We start from the raw sequence: 21657 nt of genomic DNA, 5'->3' as shown, positions 1-21657 counted from the left end.
CCCCGGCACGTGAAAGGAAGAGGCCTCTCTCATGACCACAGCAGAAGCCACCACCGAAGCCGCCACCGAAGCGGCAGCAGCCGCCGAAGCCGCAGAGGGCACCGAAGCCGCGGAGGCCGCCGAAGCAGCCCCGGCGCTTCCCTTCCGCTTCTTCGACGTCCACGTCGTACGGACGCGGCTCCTGGGCCGCTCCATGGTCCGGATCACGTTCGGTGGCCCGGAGCTGGCCGAGTTCGTCTCCGGCGGCCGCGACCAGCGGTTCAAACTCTTCCTTCCGCACCCCCACCAGGACGTGCCGCTGGTCCCCACGGAGGCCGGTGAGAACTGGTTCGCGGAGTACCGGGCTATGGACCCCGACGAGCGCGGCATCATGCGCTCGTACACCGTGCGCGCGCAGCGCCGCGACCCGGACGAGGTCGACGTCGACTTCGCGCTGCACGGCGCGGGTCCGGCGGCGGCCGAGGCCGGCGGACCGGCCTCCCGCTGGGCCGCCCGGGCCGAACCCGGCGACCGCGCCATCCTGCTCGGCCCGGTCGTCGCCGACAACGGCGGCGTGGACTTCCGCCCGCCGGCCGACACCGACTGGGTGCTGATCACCGGAGACGAGACCGCGCTGCCCGCCGTCGCGGGGATCCTCGAAGCGCTGCCGGAGGGCACCCCCGCGCGCGCGTGGATCGAGGTCCCGCACGCCGAGGACATCCAGCAGCTGCCCACCCCGGCCACCGCCGAGATCACCTGGCTGGTACGCGACCGGGCGACCGGCCGGCGCGACGGCCTGGTCCTGGACGCGGTCCGCGGCACGGACCTGCCCGAGGGGACGCCGTACGCGTGGATCGCCGGCGAGTCCGGCACCGTACGGGCGCTGCGCCGCCACCTCACCGGCGACCGCGGCTTCGACCGCACGCGCGTGATGTTCACGGGCTACTGGCGCCGGGGCGCCACCGAGGAGCAACTCGTCGAGGAGGCCGTGTCGGGCACCGCGCCCGCGGACGACTGACCTCCGACGGACGACTGACCCCATACCGACGGACGACCGACCCCGTACCGACGGACCTGAACGGCTGACCCCGTACCGACGGACAACTGACCTCGGACCGACAGACGACTGACCCCGTACCGACGGACGGCCGGCTCCCCGAACCACCAGCCCCCCACCTCTTCCTCCCCACAGGCACCCCTGGCCTCCCGGCGCTGCCGTGCCCACGCCCCCCACCACGGCACCGCCATGCCTTTTCCAGGGCCCCCGCCTCACTCACCCCACACCAGGGCGCCGCCACGCCCGCGCCCGGGCATCCCCATGCCCGAAATCAGAAAGGACCGACCGTGAGTCTCCTCGCGCAGACCGCTGAGGACGCCTCGACAGGCCCCGTACCCAGCGCGACGGACAGCAGGTCACACCTGTTCAACGACCGTACGGCGGAGCGCTACCGGCGCGTCCTGGCCGACGGTGCCGCGCTGGTCGCCGACACCGTCGCCGGCACCGGCCGCCCGTTCACCGGCGTCACCCCCGCCGAGCTGACCCCCCGCGTCGCCGGCATCGACCTCGACCAGCCGCTGGGCAGCGCGGCCGCCGCCCTGGACGAGCTGGAGGACGTCTATCTCCGGGACGCCGTCTACTTCCACCACCCGCGCTACCTGGCCCACCTCAACTGCCCCGTGGTGATCCCCGCGCTGCTCGGCGAGGCGGTCCTGTCCGCCGTCAACTCCTCCCTCGACACCTGGGACCAGAGCGCGGGCGGCACCCTCATCGAGCGGCGGCTGATCGACTGGACCGCCGACCGCATCGGGCTCGGCCCGGCCGCGGACGGCGTCTTCACCAGCGGCGGAACCCAGTCCAACTTCCAGGCCCTGCTGCTCGCCCGCGAGGAGGCGTGCGCCCGCGCGGTGGACCGCGCCCGTACGGCGGATGACGCCTCCGAGCCCCCCGCCCGGCACGAGATCCTTCCGCGACTGCGCGTCCTCGCCTCCGAGGCGAGCCACTTCAGCGTGCGGAAGTCCGCGAAACAGCTGGGGCTCGGCCCGGACGCCGTCATCGCCGTGGAGACCGACCGCGAACGGCGGATGCGGCCCGCCGCGCTCGCCCGCGAGCTGGACCGGTGCCGCCGCGACGGACTGATCGTGATGGCCGTCGTCGCCACCGCGGGCACCACCGACTTCGGTTCCATCGACCCGCTGCCGCGCATCGCCGACCTGTGCGCGTGGGCCGAGACCTGGTTCCACGTCGACGCCGCGTACGGCTGCGGGCTGCTCGCCTCCCGTACCCGGCGCCATCTGCTCGACGGCATCGAGCGCGCCGACTCGGTGACGGTCGACTACCACAAGTCCTTCTTCCAGCCGGTCAGTTCGAGCGCCGTTCTGGTCCGGGACGCGGCCACGCTGCGCCACGTCACGTACCACGCCGACTACCTCAACCCGGCGCGGATGGTCGAGCAGCGCATCCCCAACCAGGTCGACAAGTCCCTCCAGACCACCCGCCGCTTCGACGCGCTCAAGCTCTGGATGACGCTGCGCGTCATGGGCGCGGACGCGATCGGCGACCTCTTCGACGAGGTGGTCGACCGGGCGGCCGGCGGCTGGGAGCTGCTGGACCAGGACCCGCGCTTCGAGGTCGTGGTCAAGCCCCAGCTGAGCACGCTCGTCTTCCGCTACCTGCCCCCGAGCGGCCCGGCCCGTGCGCTGGCCGACCAGGCGAACCTGTACGCCCGCGAGGCCCTGGCGGCCTCCGGCGCCGCGGTCGTCGCGGGCACCAAGGTCGACGGGGCCCACTACCTGAAATTCACCCTGCTGAACCCGGAGACCTCGCTGGACGACATCGCGCACGTCCTCGATCTGCTCGCCGAACACGCGGGCCGCTACCTCAACGAGAACGCCGCCCAGCACACCCGCCGGCGCCCCGCCGAGCACACCGGCCGCTATCTCAACGAGAACACCGCCGAGCACACCGGCCGCTACGAGGACGAGCACTCCGGCCGCCACCTGGAGCAGGAACCGGCCGAGCGCGCCGCCGAGCACGCCTCCCCCGAGCCCGCCCGCCGCGCCGGCTGACGAACCACCCCGACGGAGAACCGCACGTGACCACGCCCACCACCCATGACTTCATCGCGATCGGGCTCGGCCCCTTCAACCTGGGCCTCGCCTGCCTGACCGAGCCGATCGACGAACTCGACGGGCTCTTCCTGGAGCGCAAGCCCAGCTTCGACTGGCACCCGGACATGCTGCTGAGCAGCAGCCACCTCCAGACGCCGTTCATGGCCGACCTGGTCACGTTGGCCGACCCCACCTCCCCGTACTCCTTCCTCAACTACCTGAAGGAGAACGGGCGGCTGTACCCCTTCTACATCCGCGAGATCTTCTATCCGCTGCGTACGGAGTACAACGACTACTGCCGCTGGGCCGCCTCCCGGCTGCGCAATGTCCGCTTCGGCCACGAGGTCACCGAGGTGACCTACGACGAGGCCGCCGGCCTCTACCTCGTCCACGGCGTCCAGGCGGCGACCGGCGAACGGCACGTCCACCGCGCCCGGCGCCTGGTCCTGGGCACCGGCACGCCCCCGTACATACCCGAGGCGTGCGACGGCCTCGGCGGGGACCTGTTCCACAACTCCCGGTATCTCGGGGAGAAGGCCGCGCTCCAGGCCAAGGACAGCATCACGATCGTCGGCAGCGGCCAGAGCGCCGCCGAGATCTACTACGACCTGCTCCAGGACATCGACGCGCACGGCTACCGCCTGAACTGGGTCACGCGCTCCCCGCGCTTCTTCCCGCTCGAATACACCAAGCTGACGCTGGAGATGACGTCGCCGGAGTACGTGGACTACTTCCACGCCCTGCCGGAAGCGACCCGCTACCGCCTGGAGTCCGAGCAGAAGGGCCTGTTCAAGGGCATCAACGCGGATCTGATCAACAGCATCTTCGACCTTCTTTATGAGAAGAGCGTGCATGGGCCGGTGCCGACCCGGCTGATGACGAACACCGAGCTGGCGAGCGCCGCGTACGACGCGGAGAGCGGCACGTACACCCTGAGCCTGCGCCAGCACGAGCAGGAGCGCGACTTCTCCCTCGCCACGCAGGGCCTGGTGCTCGCGACCGGCTACCGCTACCGGGTACCGGCGTTCCTGGAGCCGGTCCGCGACCGGCTGCGCTGGGACAGCCGCGGCCGCTTCGACGTGGCCCGCAACTACAGCATCGACACCACCGGCCGCGGGTCTTCCTGCAGAACGGCGCGGCGCACGCGCACAGCGTCACCTCGCCCGACCTGGGCATGGGCCCGTACCGCAACGTGTGCATCATCCGGGAGCTGCTGGGCCGGGAGCACTATCCGGTGGAGAAGTCCATCGCGTTCCAGGAGTTCGCCGCGCCGGAGGGCATCACGGCATGAGCGAGACTCCCTCCACCCGGATCTTCACCCGCACGGACGCAAGGCTGGGCGAGTTCGCCGTACGTACGCTGGACCCGGTGGCGGACGCGGAGCTGCTGCACGGCTGGCTGACCCACCCCAAGTCGGCGTACTGGATGATGCTGGACGCGGACGTGGCGGACGTGGCGCGGGAGTACCGCAGGATCGCCGACCACCCGCACCACGACGCGTACCTGGGGCTGCACCAGGGCCGCCCGGCGTTCCTCGTGGAGCGATACGACCCGAAGCACGTGGAACTGGTCGGCCTGTACGAACCGCTGGAGGGAGACGTCGGCATGCACTTCCTGTGCGCGCCGACCGACACCCCGCTGCATGGATTCACCCGTGCCGTGATCACGACCGTGATGGATTTCGTCCTCGCCGATCCGGCCGCCCGGCGCGTCGTGGTCGAGCCCGACATCGGCAACACGGCGGTGCACGCGCTGAACGCCGCGGTCGGCTTCGAGGTGGTCGGTCCGATCGTGAAGCCGGAGAAAGAGGCGCTGCTGAGCGTCTGCACGCGCGAGCAGTTCATGGCCACGCAAGGAGCAACGGTATGACCCCCGGCATGACCTCTGGAACGACCCCCGGCCTGACCTCTGGAACGACCTCCGGCCTGACCTCTGGAACGACCTCCGGCCTGACCTCTGGAACGACCTCCGGTACGACCCCCGCTACCCCCCCGCAGACGGACGCGCGGGGCGCGGTGGCGCACCTGACCCCGGAGCTGTGGGCCCGGGCGGGCAGGCAGCTGGTCCGCAAGGCGCTGGCGGAGTTCGCGCACGAGCGCCTGCTGAACCCGGAACCGCAGCCCGACGGCTCGTGGGTGGTGCGGAGCGACGACGCCGCGACGGAGTACCGCTTCCGGGCGCGGCGGCGTGCCCTGGACCACTGGCAGGTGGCGCCGGAGACCATCACCCGCCACCGGGACGGCACCGAACTCCCCCTGGACGCCCTCGAATTCTTCATCGAGCTACGAGGCACGCTGGGTCTCACCGACCGGATCCTTCCGGTCTATCTGGAGGAGATCAGCTCCACGCTCGCCGGTTCGGCGTACAAGCTCGCCAAGGAGCCGGTGAGCGCCGCCGAGCTGGCCGGGGCCGACTTCCAGGCGATCGAGACGGGCATGACCGAGGGCCACCCGTGCTTCGTCGCCAACAACGGGCGGCTGGGCTTCGGGGTGCACGAGTACCACGCGTACGCCCCGGAGGCCGCGTCCGAGGTCCGGCTGGTCTGGCTGGCCGGGCACCGCGACCACGCCACGTTCACCTGCGCCGCGGACCTGGACTACGAGGGCCTGATGCGCGCGGAACTGGGCCAGGAGGTGCTGGACGGCTTCGCGAAGACCCTGACCGACCTGGGCCTGAACGCGGCGGACTACCTCTACATCCCGGTCCACCCGTGGCAGTGGTGGAACAAGATGTCGGTGACGTTCGCGGCGGAGCTGGCCGAGCGCCGCCTGGTCTACCTGGGCACGGGAACGGACGCCTACCTGGCGCAGCAGTCCATCCGTACCTTCTTCAACACCACCGCCCCGTCCAAGCACTACGTCAAGACGGCGCTGTCCGTCCTCAACATGGGCTTCATGCGGGGCCTGTCGGCGGCGTACATGGAGGCGACCCCGGCGATCAACGACTGGCTGGCGGCCTTGATCGCCTCCGACGAGGTGTTCGGCGCCACGGGCCTGACGATCATCCGCGAGCGGGCGGCGATCGGCTACCGCCACGGCAGGTACGAGGCCGCGACCGACCGCTACTCCCCGTACCGCAAGATGCTGGCCGCGCTGTGGCGGGAGAGCCCGGTCCCGGCCCTGGAGCCGGGCGAGCGCCTGGCGACGATGGCGTCCCTCCTGCACACCGACGCCGAGGGCCGCTCCCTGGCGGCGGCCCTGATCCGCCGCTCCGGCCTGGCCCCGGAGGACTGGCTGCGCCGCTACCTGCACGCCTACCTGACCCCGCTGCTGCACAGCTTCTACGCGTACGACCTGGTCTTCATGCCGCACGGCGAGAACGTGATCCTGGCCCTGGACGAGACGGGGACGGTCCAACGGGCGATCTTCAAGGACATCGCCGAGGAGATCGCGGTCATGGACCCGGACGCGGCCCTCCCCCCGGCGGTCCAGCGCATCCGCGCCGACGTCCCCGAGGACAAGAAGCTCCTGTCGATCTTCACGGACGTCTTCGACTGCTTCTTCCGCTTCCTGGGCGCCACCCTGGCAGACGACGGCACCCTGCCGGAGGACGCCTTCTGGCGCACGGTCGCCGCATGCGTGGCGGACTACGAGAGGTCGGTCCCGCACCTGGCGGAGAAGTTCCGGCAGTACGACATGTTCACGGAAACCTTCGCCCTGTCCTGCCTGAACCGCCTCCAGCTCAGGAACAACGAGCAGATGGTCGACCTGTCGGACCCGGCGGGCGCTCTCCAGCTCGTAGGGACCCTGGAGAACCCGATCGCACGGTTCGCGGGGGAGGTACGCGGGGCCTGACCCGGGCGGGGGCGGGCCACAACGCACAAGCCCCTCCCCTCTCTCCCCCCCAGAGCCGCCGCCGGGCGGCCCGGTGCTGCCGGTTTCCATGCCGACCGGACAGCGCTGGGCCCCCGGCGGCCTTCTCCCCCGCCTCCGCGGGGCGGAGGCGGCCAGGACCTCCTCGTGCGGCCCGACCCTTCGGCCTGGCCCAGGGCTCATTGAGCGTCTTCAGTTGACGGGCGGGGCCGGCCCCGCCCGCCGGACTGGGTGAAGATGTCATTCACCACCTTCTGGGCCAGGTCCCTGTCCTTCTCCGGCACGTCCACCTTCACCCACAGCCTCCAGGTCCGCTGCCTGCCCTCGCTGTGCCAGACCACACTCCGGCGCAGATACATGGCGTAGCGCCGCTCCCTGCCCACGGTCCTGGTCTCCTGCGCGTAGTCGGTCGTACCGCGCTCGGGGGACGATGGGACGCCAGTCCACCGTGGGTCGCCATACTTCAGGAGAGCTCGCACGTAGGCGTCGGCGTCTCTTTCGTTGCAGGAGGCCCCGCAGCCGAGGTTGGACGCAATCCGGATCATGATGTCGGGCGCCAGTCCAGCCGCCGCCGTGGTGATGCGCTCACACTCGTACGTGAGGAGATCGCCCTCGCCGCCGGTGAGGCAGAACAACTGCTTGGGCGCACGGAAGGCGAACGGCAGGCGCCGGCTTGCCCACACGTACGATCGCTCCCTCTCCTTCCACGTCGCCCCGTACACAGACTGTCCCGGGACCTGGGTGTACTTGGCCAGCCGAGTGCCCTGCTTCGGGACCTCGGCGCGCGGAACATCGGCCAGTCGGCGCCGACTCGCTGTCAGCGTCCCCGTCCCGCCCCCGCCATCGGAGTCGTCGTCCAGGCCCGCGCGCCGCAGGAAGTCACGCATCAGGATCTCCGCGATCTCCCTGGTGCGCTCCCGGCCGGCGAACTCCTCGGCGTACGTGACGACGAACAGCGCGTTGCCGACCCGTACCCGCACCATCGCCTGCCAGGGCTCGGCCTCCATGGCCGACATCCCGTACCAGTCCTTCTTGACGAGTTCGGCAGCCTCGTCACCGAGCCCTGCCAGCCGCCGCTCCCCCCTCGCGAGGGGCCGCTTCCCGATGGTGCGGAACTGCTCTGCGGCGTATCGGACTCCGTTGACCTCCTTGTCCGACCTCCAGCCCACGGCGGCGATCCCGATCTCCACGTCCGGCGCGAACGGGGACTGTTCGGAGGCGACGCACACATTGCTGCCCGGTACGGTCGGCCACAGGCCCGGCAGCGTGACGACGTGCTTCTTCGTACGGCCCGACTTCGTGCCGTCGGTCATGACCTGCCGCATCTCGTGGTCGCTCAGCAGCGAACACGCCTCGGGCGCGAAGGCGACCGGGTCCGGCGGCGGCTCGGCGGACACGGCGCTGAAGAAGAGGACAAACAGCGCCAGGCCACCGGACAGGGAGGCCGAGGACGCGAACGGTGCCCGCATCGGAGTACGGACTTGGGGCTCACCGGTGTCGTAGGCCTCCGCCAGGCGGTCCCGCAGCTCGACGTGCCGGAACCGGTACACGCCCCCGGCCTGCCGCAGCACCCCCCTGGCGTGCGCGTCCTCGAGGAATGCCGTGAGGCGCCAGGGGAGTCGGCCCGTGACCGCGAGCCAGACGCGGGCCACGTTGTACCGGCCCCAGGCCGAGAACCCGGCGGCGTACAACCACACGGCGAGCAGGGTGGCGGCCACGGCGAACGCCCAGTCGCGTGGGGTCGCGACGTGCGGGCCGCGGTCGGTCCACTGCCAGGCGGCGAACACCAACGGGGGCAGGGCCAGCGGAAACCACGAGACCCCCGGCTCAGCCCCCGGCTCACCCTTTCCGAGCCTCAGCGGCGCGAGCCAGCCCAGGGTGAGCACCACGCGCCGGTCGGCCCGGAGCACCTCTCGCGGGGACAGACCCACCGCCGGATCGGCGAACCGCCACACGGCGGTCACGACCCGTTGCAGCTGGACCCCGATGACGAGCACACACCAGCCCGCCGCCCCCCACCCGAGGGCCACGGCCGCGGGGACGACGGCCCCGGCGGCGAGCACGGAGGCCACGGCCAGCACCCGCGCCTTCCATGCCCGCAGCGCCGCGCGCACCCGCGTTCCCGTGGGCCGGGCGAGCCGCCACGGGGAGGGGCGCTCGTCGTCGGGGTCGGCGGCGAAGCCGTAGAGCGTGAGCAGGCAGACCAGCGCGAACGCGGCCCACACCGGGAGCCACGCACCCCACCACGCGGCTCCCACGCCGGTCCACGCCACCATCAGGACCAGCAGCAGATACGCGGGCGCCAGACACAGTCCCCGCACCGGCCAGGGCATCTCCTCCTGCAGCCGCCACCACGCGAAGTCCTGCTCGTTGGCGGCCTTCATCCGGGCCGCGAGGAAGCCCACCCACCGGCGTGCGTCGCCGGGCTGCCAGCCGCCGTGTTCGGCGCGTATGTCGTGGGAGGCGCTGTAGGCGGTGTCGAGGAAGGCGTCGTACAAGTGCCGTTCCAGCACACCCTCTTCGGTGAACCGGCCCCGGGACAGCAGCTCCCGGGGATCGTTGCCGTCCCAGCCGTAGGCGACCCGGGCCAGTCCGGCCATGAGCGGCACACGCAGCACCTCGCGCAGCCGCACCGTCTCGGCGGACACGTCGTGCGCGTCGCGCAGCCGATCCAGGACCGGTGCCCAGGGGGAGCGGCCCGACCCCGAGGGGTTGAGATACGTGCCCACGGCGTCGACCGTGAGGCTCTGGAGGACGATCTCCGTGCGGGAGAACACGCTCGGGTCGGGTGCGTGCTCCCGGTACTCGTCCTCACGGCTGGTGAGGACGAACGGCCTTCCCCGCAGGCTCTCGCCGAGCTGGCGCAGGGCGTCCTTGCGGCGTGCAGAGGGCAGTTCGTCGAATCCGTCGAGGACCAGCAGGACGTGGTCGGTGGAGCGCAGGAGGTGGAGGGCGACGTCGTAAGGGCGGGCCCCGGGCACGGGCGTGCACACCTGGGGACAGTCGGCGGCCAGCTGCCGGGCCAGCCACTGGGCCAGTCCCCGGCGCGGGTTCCAGGACGCGAGGGAGACCACCAGGGGGACGGGTCGCGAAGAGTCCGGGGCGCGTGCGTCCAGCAGTTCGGAGGCGAGCCGCAGGGCCAGCACCGTCTTGCCCGCGCCCGCACCGCCGAGGACGATGAGCCGCCGGTCGGGGGTGCCTTCGAAGTACTCGGAGATGGAGGCGTGCGGCGTGTCCCCCGCGGGCGTCCACTCCACCTCGATGGGGTGGGGTTCCGCGATGTGCATCAGCCGCTCGTCGCGGGCGTACTGCCGCCGCAGCACCTCGGCGAGACCGTCGGCCACCCGCTGGAGGTGCTCCGGCGACTGCCAGGCCCGGTCACGCCGCCTGCGCCGCGCGGCCAGCACCCGTGCGGCAACGGCGGACGCCACGGCCAGGGCCAGCAGCAGCCAGCCGAGCCGCACCGGACCCGGATCGTAGCCGCGAGGCAGCGGCAACTCGGGTCGTACCGCGAGGAGATACAGCCCGAAGCCCGCGACCAGCCCCCGTACCCCCACCGCCACGTGCGGCTGGACGTACAGGTTCACAATGTCGCGCGCCTGGATGAGGAAGCCCTGCTGTCCACCGCTGGTGATGTTGTGCGTGTCCCCCGAGGGCTTCCCGTGCCCCGTCACCTGGCGCCTATCCGCCGTGGCCGCCGAGGTTGATGTCGCCGTGGATGTCGCGGGCCAGAATGACGGTCTCCTGCCGGCCGCCGGAGACCTCGTTGTGCACGTCACCGGGCCCGGTCCGCATCGCGTCGACGGCATCCTGCCGCCAGGCCCGCAGCGCATCGGCGAACGCGGAGTCCTGCCGAGCCCACTCGGCCAGCACCTGCGCCAACCGCTCGGCGCGCGCGACGCGTTCCACACTGCCGACCGCGGCGGCGAGAGCGGTCAACTCGCCCTCGCCGCCGGGTTCTGCGTCCGTCCGCCGCCGGACCAGATCGCGCAGGGACGTCCATATCTGCTGCCCGGCGGCACCGGCGGTGCCGCTCGCGAGAGCCATCAGCAGTTCCGGCGCTATCGGTTCCATGGACACCTCTTCGCGCTTGCCTGGACACGCTTCGTGCATCGAGGGTAGGGCAACCATCCCGAAGACAGGCCAAGGTCTTCATGAGCCTTCCAGGCTTCAGAAACCGGAACTCACCCGAGGCATCTCCATTTTGTCATGGCTCCATCAAGGCCAGCTTCTAGGGCGCAAGCTGGTCGAGACCACGCCCCCCTTCCCCCGCCCCGGCGCGCGGCCCCGCCCTCAGCCAACAGCCAACACCCAGAGCTCTGACAAACGGACCGCGACAGCCCGAGTCCGAGCTGCGACTCGGCCAGCTCACCGAAGACCCGCGCACTCAAGCAAGAAACCACCAGGTCAGCGCCGACAGCCACCCGCCGATCCCCACTCGGACACCCCAACCAAAGCCACATCCGCTACTCTGTCCCTGGTCAGCCACACCGGCGCAGGGGCCACCCACCACGCGGCCCTCACACCACGCTGACCAGCGGGCTTGCCGACCTCAATGAAGATCCACTACCCGGGTTTTCGACAAGGTTTTCTACAAGCCCCCGCCTCCGTAGCTCAGGGGATAGAGCACCGCTCTCCTAAAGCGGGTGTCGCAGGTTCGAATCCTGCCGGGGGCACAGAGAAACACCTGGTCAGAGGCCCTTCCGTCCGTCGGACGGGAGGGCCTTCGTACTCGCAGCACACATATGGCACACATGCGGCTGCGGGCAGAGGGTGGGGAGCTGTGCGCGATGCCCATGAAGGACGAGCTGGCCCAGCGCTGGTACGAGAAGCTGGTCGACCAGCTTGAGTCGGTGATGCGGACCGCCCTCAAGCCCGAGTACCAGGGCTACTACGGGCAGCTGATCCTGAGCGACGACGATCTTGGCGAGATGGGCGAGCTCAAGGACGTCCGGCGTGCCGCTCGGGAAGCGGGGCGCCGTCTCGGCTGGAAGACGACCACGCACCTCGTCGGTGGCCGACTCTTCGTGCTCGACGAGCGGGAGGTACCCGAGGAGATCGAGCAGCTGGCCGGGGACGCGACCGCTGCTGCGATCGACCGAGCCTGGCAGGAAAACCACCGACCGCGCGGCTGACCTGATCCGAGGGAGACGCAAGGGGCCGCCCCACCGCATCAGCGTGGTGGGGCGGCCCCTTCGGTTGCGGCTCCCCGGCACGGATCAGGCACACATCACGCGGCATCTTCCTCCAGGGCGGCCACCGCCTCAGCGGCCCTGCGGGTCTTCTTCTCCGCCTTCTCCAGCTTGGCCTTCGCCTTGGCCAGCTGCTTGGACCGGCGCTTGTGCATCTTCTTCGAGACCTCGTCCAGGCGGTCCGGAAAGAGGTGCCCGTACGTATCGAGGGTCAGCGTCGCGGACTTGTGGCCCAGCATCGTCTGTACGACGTTGACGTCCGCGCCACTGGCGATGGCGAGCGAGGCCGCGGTATGCCGCAGCTTGTGCGGGGTGACCTTGTGATGCCCCAGTCCAGCCTTCACGACCGCCGGCGCGAAGAACCGCTGACGGAAGTTGCGGGCCCGCAGCGGTCCGCCCTGTGGGGCGGTGAAGAGCAATTCCTCATCTCCCCGCCCCTGGACGTGGGGCTTCAACTCCTCGGCCAGGAACCGCGGGATCGGTACGGACCGGCGCTCATGGTTCTTGGGCGTGTCGAGGTAGAGCTTGCCGTTGTCCTCGGCGTACGCCTCGACGATGTGGGCCCGGCAGGCGTCGAGGTCAACGCGGCCCACCTTCAGCGCGGACCCCTCGCCCCAGCGCAGGCCGGTGTAGGCCAGCAGCAGTATGAACACCCTGTAGGCGCCCGACGCGTTGGCCAGCGTGTCGACCTGCATGTCGTCGAGGTACACGTGGTCGGCCGGCGTCGCCTTCGGCAGGGGAACGCCGACAGCCGGGTTGACCGCCAGACGACGAGCCTTGACCGCGTAGCCGAGAACGCGGCTGAGGACGACGTACGCCTTGCGCACCGATCGTGGGCTGAGTTTCCTGCCGCCGGTCGCCTCACCGGACAGCAGGTCTGCGAGCCACTCGGCGATGTCCTCGAAATGGATGCGGTCCAGCGGGGTGGTGCCCCACTTGGGGATCACGTGGACGTCGAGAACGCCGCGATAGCGGCTCCGGGTCGAGCGCTTGAGATGGATCTGCGCGGCCAGCCAGGACTCCGCCACCTCTGCGAACTTCACGCGGGCGGCTGCGGGATCACGGTAGGAGCCGTCGTTGAGACGGGACTCCATCCTCGTCCGCTCCGCCTCGGCGTCGACCTTGCGGGCGAAGGTCTTCATCTTCGGCTTGCCGTCGGGGTCGTACCAGCGCACGCGGTAGCGCCCGGGTGGCGTACGCCCTGCCCGCTTGGCTTCCGCCACGGCCCGTACGTACGCCGCGTGCCCTATGCGGTCCTCAATCCAGACCCGCGCCAACTAGCACCCCCTCCGGTCATCACTGGACACCGACGGGAGCGGCAGGAGCAGGGTCGTGGGAGGCACGCCGAGCGCGCTGGCGATGGCGACAAGGTCGTCTACGTCGCAGCGGCGGCGGGCGCGTTCGGTGCGACTGAGGGCGGTGTTGGTCATCGGGCGGCCCAGTGCGGTGCAGCGGGCGGCGAGCTGGTGCTGGGTCAGGCCGCGCACGAGGCGTATGTGCTCGATGGCGCGGGCGGTGTGGAGGCCGGCAGGGCCTATTTCGACAGGTCTGGTTGCCATGACAGTTAGCTGTAACTTGCAGCCTGGCGTTATGGCAAGAGTTAGTTCTTAAACTCTAGAAAAGTCGCCCGGGGGCGAAGTGGCGTTCGTCTCATCGAATTCCGGTACATCGCGAATCGTTTCGGCGCGGGCACCGTGCTACCTTCCCTAAACGTTTTCAAGATGGGCGTTTTGCGCAGGTATCAACCATAGCGTCCAGCGCGCTAGCCGCATCGCCCCAGACCACTCTGCACTGTCTCTGAGCTGCTGAGGTATCGGATTCCGACCCCTCTGCCGGCCGCTTCGCCGCAGAAAATTTCGGCTTCCGCGGGAGCGATTTCGGCAACCGGGGATCCGCCCTTACTGTTTTGGCCTCCCCGGCCACGCCGAGAGAAGTAGTACAGAGTTTCAGAACCAACTCTGGACTTTCCCCTGGATGGTGTGGCTGTGTTGTCCAGGCCCGTTGTTCAAGACCGAAAAGGAGCCCTGTGCCGAAGACCTCTCCCCGTAGTGCCAACGCACCTGCCGCCGCTGCGGCTGCCCAGCGTGGCCCGCTGGCCACCCCTGCGGAAGTCGCCGCGTACCTCGGGGTGCCGGTGAAGACCCTCTACCAGTGGAAGTACCGGGGGATCGGCCCCAACGTTTACAAGGTCGGCCGTCATCTGCGCTACCGCTGGTCCGAGGTGGACGCCTGGGTGACCGGCCAGTCCGCTTACGACCTCGCGGTCTGACGCCGCCCTTTCAAGGACAGCGAAACGGCTCTCGGCGAGCCACCGCCGAGAGCCGCACGGTCCCTGCCCCATCGCCCGCGAATGATCGATCCGGTGGGCCGGGCCTTGCCCGTCCGGCCCACCAGGGAGGAACGCCTGTGGACGAACCTACGTCCTCCACCACCCCCACCGCATCCCCGACGCCCACCTGGCCGCCTGTCGCCGTCCCAGGCCAGGGATCCCCCGCGACGCCCGATAGCTCGTCCGCCGAGGACGAGGAGCCGTCGCAGGCCACAGAGGGCGCCGCACTGCTGGATGAGCTGCGGGAAGCCATCGCCCGGTACGTGATCCTGCCCAGCGGCGAGGCACTGACCGCCGTCACACTGTGGGTGGCGGCCAGTCACGTGCAGCCCGCACTGCAGCACGCGCCCCGCCTGGCGGTGGTCGGACCGGCGAAGCGTTGCGGCAAGTCCCGCCTGCTGGATGTGATCACGGAGACCGTGCACGATCCGCTGATCACCGTGAATACCAGTCCCGCGGTAGTCTTCCGCGCCATCGGCGACGACCCGCCCACCCTGCTGGTGGACGAGGCCGACACCATCTTCGGCAGCATCAAGGCGGCCGAGAAGAACGAGGAGCTGCGCGGCCTGCTGAATGCCGGGCATCAGCGCAACCGGCCCGCCCTGCGGATCTCGGGTCCGGAGCACAAGCCGCAGGCGTTCCCCACCTTCGCCATGGCTGCGCTCGCCGGGATCGGCGATCTGCCGGACACGGTGATGGACCGGGCAGTGGTGATCCGCATGCAGCGCCGCAAGAGTGGGGAGCGGGTGGAGCAGTTCCGCTCCCGACGCGACATTCCCGCCCTGCACGAACTGCGAGACCGGCTCACCGCGTGGCTTCGCCCGCTGCTCGACACCGCCGCCGACCTGGTGCCCCCGATGCCAGTACAGGACAGGGCGGCTGACACTTGGGAGCCGCTGGTGGTCGTCGCCGAACTCGCAGGCGGCACTTGGCCGGAGCGGGCCCGCGAAGCATGCGTGGCCATGTGCGCGGCAGAGGTGGGCCAGGACGACGAGTCGAACTTGAAGACTCGCCTGCTGCGGGACATCCGCCGGGTCTTCGCGCGCTACGACGATCCCGACATCATGCGTACGCGGGACCTGCTGGAGGAGCTCCTCAAGGACCAGGAGGCTCCATGGGCGGAGTACCGCAACGCGGGCCTGACCCCACGCTACTTGGGGATCATGCTGAAGGACTTCGGCATTCAGGCGGCCGTTCTCCGTTTCGAGGGTGGACGGCAGGCCAGGGGCTTCACGCGCCTGCAGTTCACCGATGCCTGGGCCCGCTACTGCCCCGAGGAGCCGGCTCCCGGCAACGCTGACGAGACCACCCGTCACGGGTCGGGGGTCCACCCGTAAAGACTCGTCGCACGCGTCGCATCCCAGGTCATCCCAGTGACGGGTCGTGCAGCCGTGACGGGTCCTCCTGTATCACGCCGGGCCCCCGTACCTGCTCTGACCAGGCATGCGACGGGTGCGACAAGTCAGCACCTCTCTGCCCACGCCTCCCGCCGCGCCAGGCCACCTGCCATCACCCCGGAGTGCCTTTGCCTCTCGCCGCACCACCTCTCCCCTCCACCCCCGTCGTCCTTTCCGCCGTTGCTGCTGTCGTCCTGGGCGGCGCCCTCCTGGCCCGGCGGCTGATCCAGCAGCACACCCACCGCGGCCGAATCGAACGCCGAGCGGGCACACCCGCCGTGTGGGTTGCATCCCTGGCTGCGATCGGCTGCACCGCCTACAGCGCGGACACAAGCTGGCGGTTCGCCGCCGACTACCTGGACATGGGGAGCACCGTCGAGCGCGCCGCGATGTTCGCCGCCGCTGAGTTCGCCCTGTTCGCCACCGCCCTGCTGGCCCGGCAGAACCTCCACGGCCCTCGGCAGGCCCCCGGCCTGCCCGCCATCCTGACCTGGGCCATCACCGCGGTGCAGATCCTGCCCGCGTACGCAGAATCCGGGCCGGTCGGCGGCACGGTACGTGCCTTCGTCGGCCCGGTCATGGCCGCATTGCTCTGGCACCAGGCCATGGGCATCGAACTGCGGCACCGCCGACCCGAGGCCACGTCCCACAGCCTCATTGCCAGGGCTGGCCGGGAGATCCGCGAACGCGCGCTCTCCCGCCTCGGGCTCGCCGAACGCGACCGGGACGCCGCTCAGATCACCCGCGACCGTGCCACCCGCCAGGCCGTCGCCCTCGCTGCCCGCCACTCAGAACGCTCCCCGAAACAGCGGGGCAGCTGGCGCGGGCGACGCGCCGCCCGGCGGCTGTCGCGAGCCGTCGCACGGGCCCAGGTGGGCAGCGACCCACGCCAGCGCCAGGAGCTGCTGCACCAGCTCGCCGCCCGCCGCCACGCCAAGGCCCTGGCCACCATCGATCTCCCCTCCCCCTGGACCGACCTCACCGCTGCCACGAGTTCGGCTGACGCGCACAGCCGAGAAGCCGACGAGGGCAGGCGGTCAGGGGACGGAGCCCGGGAAGATTCCAGCCCGGAGCAGGAGACCACCGACCCAGTCCCGCCGCTCCCGGAACAAGCCGGTGCGACGCCGCGGCGCACCGGCCGCCCACCCGACGCCACGCACGAGGAACTGCTGGCCATCGGACGCACCGTGGTCGCCCGGATGGGAGAGGTCTCCCGCAAGGCCATCGTCGAAGAGATCCGGGAGAACCGTGGCCTCAAGGCCAGCAACGCACGTCTCAAGAACGTCGTCGACGCCCTGGAAGCCGAGTTCGAAAACGGGCCCGACCTCGGCAAGAGCACCAGCTAAGCCTGAGGACCACGACCTTCCGGTGGTACCGGAAGTACTTCCGGTACCACCGGTACGCCCCTAACAGGCCCTCGCGCTCAGGCGGCATCTTCCCGGGGACGGTCCCCATAGCTCGCATCACCCACGCGTCCGTCCTGGCGTGCGTGCACCACTCATGCAGGCCCACCCCCCATGCAACGGAGACATCAACCCCTAATGCACCACCCGCACCACGAACTCCCCTCTTCCCGGCTGGAGACGCCCACCACCCCAGACAACCGCGCAGCAAGTTGTCGGGTAAGGAGTCCTTACCCGGCCCCCGCCCTCAAGGAGGCGGAGGCATCCGGCGCCGAGGGGGCACCGGAGTCGGCCGGCCCTGGGGGGCCGACCGAGACGGGGACCAGCAAGCCGTCGTCGAACGTGCCGCAGAAGCCCGTGCAGCGTCGCCGTCTGCGTGACAAGCAGCTTCGCGAGCACCGCTTCCATCCCCGCTACAACGACGACGAGTTCGCCCTCGTCAAGAACGCCGCTGCCCTGAGCAAGATGGCAGCGGGCGGCTACGTCGCCGAATGCTCCCTCGCTGCCGCCCGCGCCGACGATCCCACCGCCGCGGTCGCCGACTACCGCGCCATGGTGAAGGCGCTGATGGCCGCCAACGGACAGCTCGGCAAGATCGGCAGCAACCTCAACCAGCTCACCTGGCACCTCAACAAGGACGGCGCCTGGCCCCACCACGACACCGTCCAACGACTCCTGGACCGCGTCGAGGCATCCATCGCCGAGCTGGATGCCGCCGTCGCCCAGGTCACTGAGGGGCGGTGAGCAGGTGATACCGAAGATCATCCTTGGCAAGGGCCCGAAGGCCATCCGCCGCACGATCGGCTACCTCTTCGGCCCCGGCCGGGCCAACGAACACACCGACCCGCACCTGGTGGCGTCGTGGAACGGCTTCGCCCCCGACCCTGGCCACAGCCCCCACCGCGATCCAAAGGACGTAGAGGCCCAGCTCGCCGCACAGCTCGACCAGCCCGTGAAGATGCTGGGCGACAAAGCCCCCAAGTACACCGTCTGGCACTGCCCCGTCCGCGCCGCACCCGAGGACCCGATCCTCACCGACGCCCAGTGGGCCGACATCGCCCGCCGCATCGTGGCCGCCGCCGGCATCGCCCCGGCCGGGGACGAGGAAGCCTGCCGCTGGGTCGCCGTCCGCCACGCCGACGACCACATCCACATCGCCGCCACCCTCGTCCGCCAAGACGGCCGCCGCCCCCGCCGCGACTACGACCAGCGCGCCGTCCAGCGCGAGGCCCGCAAGATCGAAATCGACTACGGGCTAAGGCGGCTCAAGCCCGGCGACGGCACCGCCGCCAAACGCCCCACCAGCAAGGAACACTTCAAAGCCAAGCGCCTGGGCCAGGACGCCGCATCCCGCGAGATCCTGCGCATGCGCGTACGCCGCGCCGTGGCCGCCGCCTCCAGCGAAACCGAGTTCTTCGCGTTCCTGGAGGCGACCGGCGTGAGCGTACGCCCGAAGACCGAGCCGTCCGGCGACGTGACCGGCTACAGCGTCGCCCTGCCCGGCGACGTCAACAAGCAAGGCGAACCCATCTGGTACGCGGGCTCCACCCTCGCAGGCGACCTCTCCCTGCCCAAGATCCGAAAGCGCCTCACCGACACCAGCCCCGAGCCCGCCGCTATCCCGCAGAGCAATCCGTGGCACCAGGCCACCGCCGCCACCGAACGCATCCCCCACCACCTCACCCACGGCGACGACCACGCCGCCCAAGGACAGCTCGCCGCACTCGGCGCCACCCTGGACCTGCTGCCACTCACCGCACCGACCGCGATGAAGGCCGAACTGGAACGAGCCTCCGCAGCATTCGAGCGCGCCACCCGCTCCCGCATCACCGCCGACCACGACAGCGCCCGCGTCCTGCGCCGCAGCGTCCAGGCAATCTGGCGCACCCCCTCCCCAGGAGGCGACGGGTCCGGCCTGGCGATGCTGATCGACGCCGCGCTCACCGCAGTGGCCTTCGCCAGGCACTGGCACCGCACCCGCCAGCACGCCCAACAGGAGGCAGCGGCCGAACAGACCCTCCTCCACCTGCAGACCGCGTACGCGCAGATCGCCGGACCGGTACTGGACGCCCTCGCCCACCGCGCGCCCACCCCACAGGCCAAGCACCGCTTCGCCCAGCACATCCGGCAGGCCGTCCCCGAGTACGCCGAGCGCATCCTCAAGGACTCCGCCTGGGGTGCCCTCGCCGCAGTGCTCGCGGAGGCAGAGAAGGCAGGGCACAACGCGGCCACCATCCTCGACCAGGCCCTCAGCCAGCGCCCCCTGGACGACGCACGCAACCCCGCCCGCGCGCTGACCTGGCGCATCCAGCGCCTCGGCCAACGCCACGCACCCGGCCCCGCGCCCAGGCCCGCAGCACCGCGCAGCACCCCACTGCTCCGGCGCACACGGCAGCGGCTGCCCTGCCCCCACAGCCGCCGCAGGCACGGCGCCGCTGATCAGGCCGGGGCGGACAGCTTGGGCGTGAGCAGCTCCAGCGCCTCATCCCACCGGAAGCGGTCCGCCCCGCCGCCGGCCTTCGGCCGGTGCGGCTCGTACGAGCCGACCAGGACGCCCATCTCGCGCAGCCGTTCCAGGCTCTGCCGGTACGCGGGATGGGCGGCCTGGGCAGAGTTCAGGTAGGGCAGGACCGCGGTGGGGATACCAAAGCCGTACGCCTCGCACAGGATGCCCAGCACCAGGGTGTCGGAGATCCCCGCGGCCCATTTGTTGATCGTGTTGAAGGTAGCCGGGGCCACCGCGATGGCGTCGGCGGGCGGCAGCGGACGCGGATCACCTGGGGAACGCCAGGCCGAGCGGATCGGGTAGCCGGTCTGTGCCTCGACGGCTGTCGCGTCTATGAAGCCGAGGCCCTGCGGGGTGGCGATTACACCGACGTCCCAGTTCGCCTCCTGAGCGGCCGTGATCAGCTTGCCGACGTCGCCAGCGATCCCGGCCGCGCACACGACGACGTACAGGAACGGCTTCTTGCTCTGCTGGTCGGGCTGATCACTCACGCGGGGACTCCCAGCTGTCGGCTGAAGTGGTGCAGTTCCGGCAGGGTACGGCGGCGGTCGCGGGCGGCCATGTCGGCGACCAGTTCCCGGACGGCAGGGCGGCGGATGTCCTGTGCCGCGCAGCTCTCAGCGATGCGCAGGGCCTGGTATCCGTCGGCGAGGCGGCCCTGCTGGCTGTAGGCGCGGGCAGTTTCGACCCACAGGGCAGCACGGCGCTCGGGTACGGGGATGTGGCGGCGCATGAGGGGACGGGCGGTCTCCAGGGCGATGCCCGCGTCGCCGAAGGAGACGGCCGCGCTGACCTCGTGCAGGGCGACATTGGTGGGGCTGAAGTTCGCCCAGGCGTCAGGCCGGTCGAAGGCGACGTAGCGAGCCACCTCCTTGGCCTCGGTGAGGAAGTCCTGGGTGGTGTCGCGGTCACCGTCTCTGCTGGCGGCGGTCGCCCCGCGGAGCAACAGCAGACCGACCGCTGCCAGGTACCGGGGCGAGCGCTGGTCGTAGGAGCCTGTGAGCTGGTCGGCGGTGTGGCGGATGATGTTCACGGCCTGGGCGGTGTGCTTCTCCCGCACGAGCACGTGGGCGTGAACGCGGACACTGGCGGCGAGGACGACAGGATCCCCGGACCTCTCCGCCTCGGCCATGGCCCGACCAGCCGCGAGCCAGGCGTTGCCCTGATCGGCTAGCTTCAGCAACAGGCTCACCGACGTCTGGTACGCGGTCGCGAGCAACCCGGACGCCTCCGCCGAGCCGGATGAGCCACCGGCGGCCTGGCGCAGATCGGCGATGAGACCCGGCAGGGTCTGCTCCAGTTCCGCGTAGTCGCACATGCAGAACATCCGGCGTACGGCCCGTGCCCGCTCCCGCAGCTCGTCGATGGCCAAGGCTTGCCCGGTGGCCGCAGGGCTCGTGCCTGGCAGCAGGACCCGGACCAGCTCGTGATGTGCTGCGGTCGACGGCGGCGGAGCCGCGAGCGCGGCGGCGCTCACGGCAAGGAAGGTACGGCGGTGCATGTCCTCGGTTCCGGGGTCGGCGGGGCTGGCGTCGGGGGCGGCGGCGAGGCCGAGACATTGCGGCGGAATCTCCAGTACCTGTGCGATCTCGCGCAGCACGCGCACGTCCTCCGTGCCCCTGCCGCTCTCCAGGCGGCTCACCTTCGACTGGTGATACCCCAGTGCGGCGGCGACGTCCCTCTGCGAGCGCCGCTGTAACACGCGTGCCTGACGGATCACTTCGCCGATCCGTCTCGCTTCGCTCTGCGCTTCGGCCATCTGTGCCACGGCTCCTCCTGCCGTCGCCGATCCTGCCTGCTCGACCGAGCGTAATCGACTGGCAATTGACCGTGATGCAGCTCCTGCATAAGTGATGCAGCCCTGGCACACGGCCTGGTTCCGGTTGCCCCTGGAGCGGTTGCGTGGAGTGGCCGCACCGATCCAGGAGGCC

15 protein-coding genes, 1 tRNA gene and 2 pseudogenes are annotated in these 21657 nt (G+C 70.6%); 12 read left to right on the top strand and 6 right to left on the bottom strand.

What is annotated here, in order from left to right; all coding sequences use genetic code 11:
- Positions 1-31 precede the first annotated feature (31 nt).
- The 5 genes and pseudogenes from Q3Y56_RS21790 to Q3Y56_RS21770 all read left to right on the top strand — a co-directional run bounded on the left by Q3Y56_RS21790 (position 32) and on the right by Q3Y56_RS21770 (position 6881).
- Complete coding sequence (locus Q3Y56_RS21790; protein ID WP_304463538.1) at positions 32-997, top strand: siderophore-interacting protein; 966 nt, start codon at positions 32-34, stop codon at positions 995-997.
- Between the two features lie 326 nt (positions 998-1323).
- Positions 1324-3045 (top strand): aspartate aminotransferase family protein, encoded by a 1722-nt coding sequence (locus tag Q3Y56_RS21785; protein ID WP_304463537.1) that lies wholly within the window; start codon positions 1324-1326, stop codon positions 3043-3045.
- A 26-nt stretch (positions 3046-3071) separates the two neighbouring features.
- Positions 3072-4378 (top strand): annotated as a pseudogene (locus tag Q3Y56_RS21780) (lysine N(6)-hydroxylase/L-ornithine N(5)-oxygenase family protein).
- Positions 4375-4956, top strand: a complete 582-nt coding sequence (locus tag Q3Y56_RS21775) for a GNAT family N-acetyltransferase (RefSeq protein WP_304463536.1) — start codon at positions 4375-4377, stop codon at positions 4954-4956. The pseudogene Q3Y56_RS21780 and the gene Q3Y56_RS21775 overlap by 4 nt, the downstream one beginning before the upstream one ends.
- A gap of 8 nt (positions 4957-4964) precedes the next feature.
- Positions 4965-6881, top strand: a complete 1917-nt coding sequence (locus tag Q3Y56_RS21770; RefSeq protein WP_304463535.1) for an IucA/IucC family siderophore biosynthesis protein — start codon at positions 4965-4967, stop codon at positions 6879-6881.
- Between the two features lie 197 nt (positions 6882-7078).
- Here Q3Y56_RS21770 and Q3Y56_RS21765 read toward each other — a convergent pair whose 3' ends face one another.
- Entirely contained in the window at positions 7079-10573 is a 3495-nt protein-coding gene (locus Q3Y56_RS21765; RefSeq protein ID WP_304463534.1) for an NACHT domain-containing NTPase, read from the bottom strand.
- Positions 10574-10580: 7 nt separating this feature from the next.
- Positions 10581-10973, bottom strand: a complete 393-nt coding sequence (locus tag Q3Y56_RS21760) for a hypothetical protein (RefSeq protein WP_304463533.1) — start codon at positions 10971-10973, stop codon at positions 10581-10583.
- 529 nt (positions 10974-11502) lie between these two features.
- On the opposite strand from Q3Y56_RS21760, the gene Q3Y56_RS21755 reads away from it, so the two are divergent.
- Positions 11503-11575 (top strand) — tRNA-Arg (locus tag Q3Y56_RS21755).
- Positions 11576-11689: 114 nt separating this feature from the next.
- On the top strand, positions 11690-12034 hold the full coding sequence (locus Q3Y56_RS21750) for a hypothetical protein (RefSeq protein ID WP_304463532.1): 345 nt from the start codon (positions 11690-11692) through the stop codon (positions 12032-12034).
- Positions 12035-12129: 95 nt separating this feature from the next.
- On the opposite strand, the gene Q3Y56_RS21745 is transcribed toward Q3Y56_RS21750, so the two are convergent.
- Both Q3Y56_RS21745 and Q3Y56_RS21740 read right to left on the bottom strand, forming a co-directional pair.
- Complete coding sequence (locus Q3Y56_RS21745) at positions 12130-13368, bottom strand: site-specific integrase (protein WP_304463531.1); 1239 nt, start codon at positions 13366-13368, stop codon at positions 12130-12132.
- A complete protein-coding gene (locus tag Q3Y56_RS21740) occupies positions 13369-13650 on the bottom strand; it encodes a helix-turn-helix domain-containing protein (RefSeq protein WP_304463530.1) in 282 nt (93 codons plus the stop codon).
- Between the two features lie 467 nt (positions 13651-14117).
- Here Q3Y56_RS21740 and Q3Y56_RS21735 point away from each other — a divergent pair, with 467 nt between their 5' ends.
- From Q3Y56_RS21735 to Q3Y56_RS33560, 5 genes and pseudogenes are all read left to right on the top strand, one after another.
- Complete coding sequence (locus tag Q3Y56_RS21735) at positions 14118-14360, top strand: AlpA family transcriptional regulator (protein WP_304463529.1); 243 nt, start codon at positions 14118-14120, stop codon at positions 14358-14360.
- Positions 14361-14497: 137 nt separating this feature from the next.
- Positions 14498-15757: a DUF3631 domain-containing protein gene (locus tag Q3Y56_RS21730; RefSeq protein WP_304463528.1), complete on the top strand. Its 1260-nt coding sequence runs from the start codon at positions 14498-14500 to the stop codon at positions 15755-15757.
- 182 nt (positions 15758-15939) lie between these two features.
- Positions 15940-17163: a hypothetical protein gene (locus Q3Y56_RS21725; RefSeq protein WP_304463527.1), complete on the top strand. Its 1224-nt coding sequence runs from the start codon at positions 15940-15942 to the stop codon at positions 17161-17163.
- A gap of 399 nt (positions 17164-17562) precedes the next feature.
- A complete protein-coding gene (gene mobC / locus Q3Y56_RS21720) occupies positions 17563-17964 on the top strand; it encodes a plasmid mobilization relaxosome protein MobC (RefSeq protein WP_304463526.1) in 402 nt (133 codons plus the stop codon).
- A 4-nt stretch (positions 17965-17968) separates the two neighbouring features.
- A pseudogene (locus Q3Y56_RS33560) lies at positions 17969-19591 on the top strand (relaxase/mobilization nuclease domain-containing protein); the annotation flags it as partial.
- A gap of 68 nt (positions 19592-19659) precedes the next feature.
- Here Q3Y56_RS33560 and Q3Y56_RS21710 read toward each other — a convergent pair.
- Positions 19660-20217, bottom strand: a complete 558-nt coding sequence (locus Q3Y56_RS21710) for a flavoprotein (RefSeq protein WP_304463525.1) — start codon at positions 20215-20217, stop codon at positions 19660-19662.
- Complete coding sequence (locus Q3Y56_RS21705; protein WP_304463524.1) at positions 20214-21485, bottom strand: helix-turn-helix domain-containing protein; 1272 nt, start codon at positions 21483-21485, stop codon at positions 20214-20216. Before Q3Y56_RS21705 ends, Q3Y56_RS21710 begins: the two co-directional genes overlap by 4 nt.
- Positions 21486-21657: the final 172 nt, after the last annotated feature.

This window comes from Streptomyces sp. XD-27 (genome assembly GCF_030553055.1).
Taxonomy (GTDB): domain Bacteria; phylum Actinomycetota; class Actinomycetes; order Streptomycetales; family Streptomycetaceae; genus Streptomyces.
This window is presented reverse-complemented; position numbering and strand designations above follow the sequence as displayed.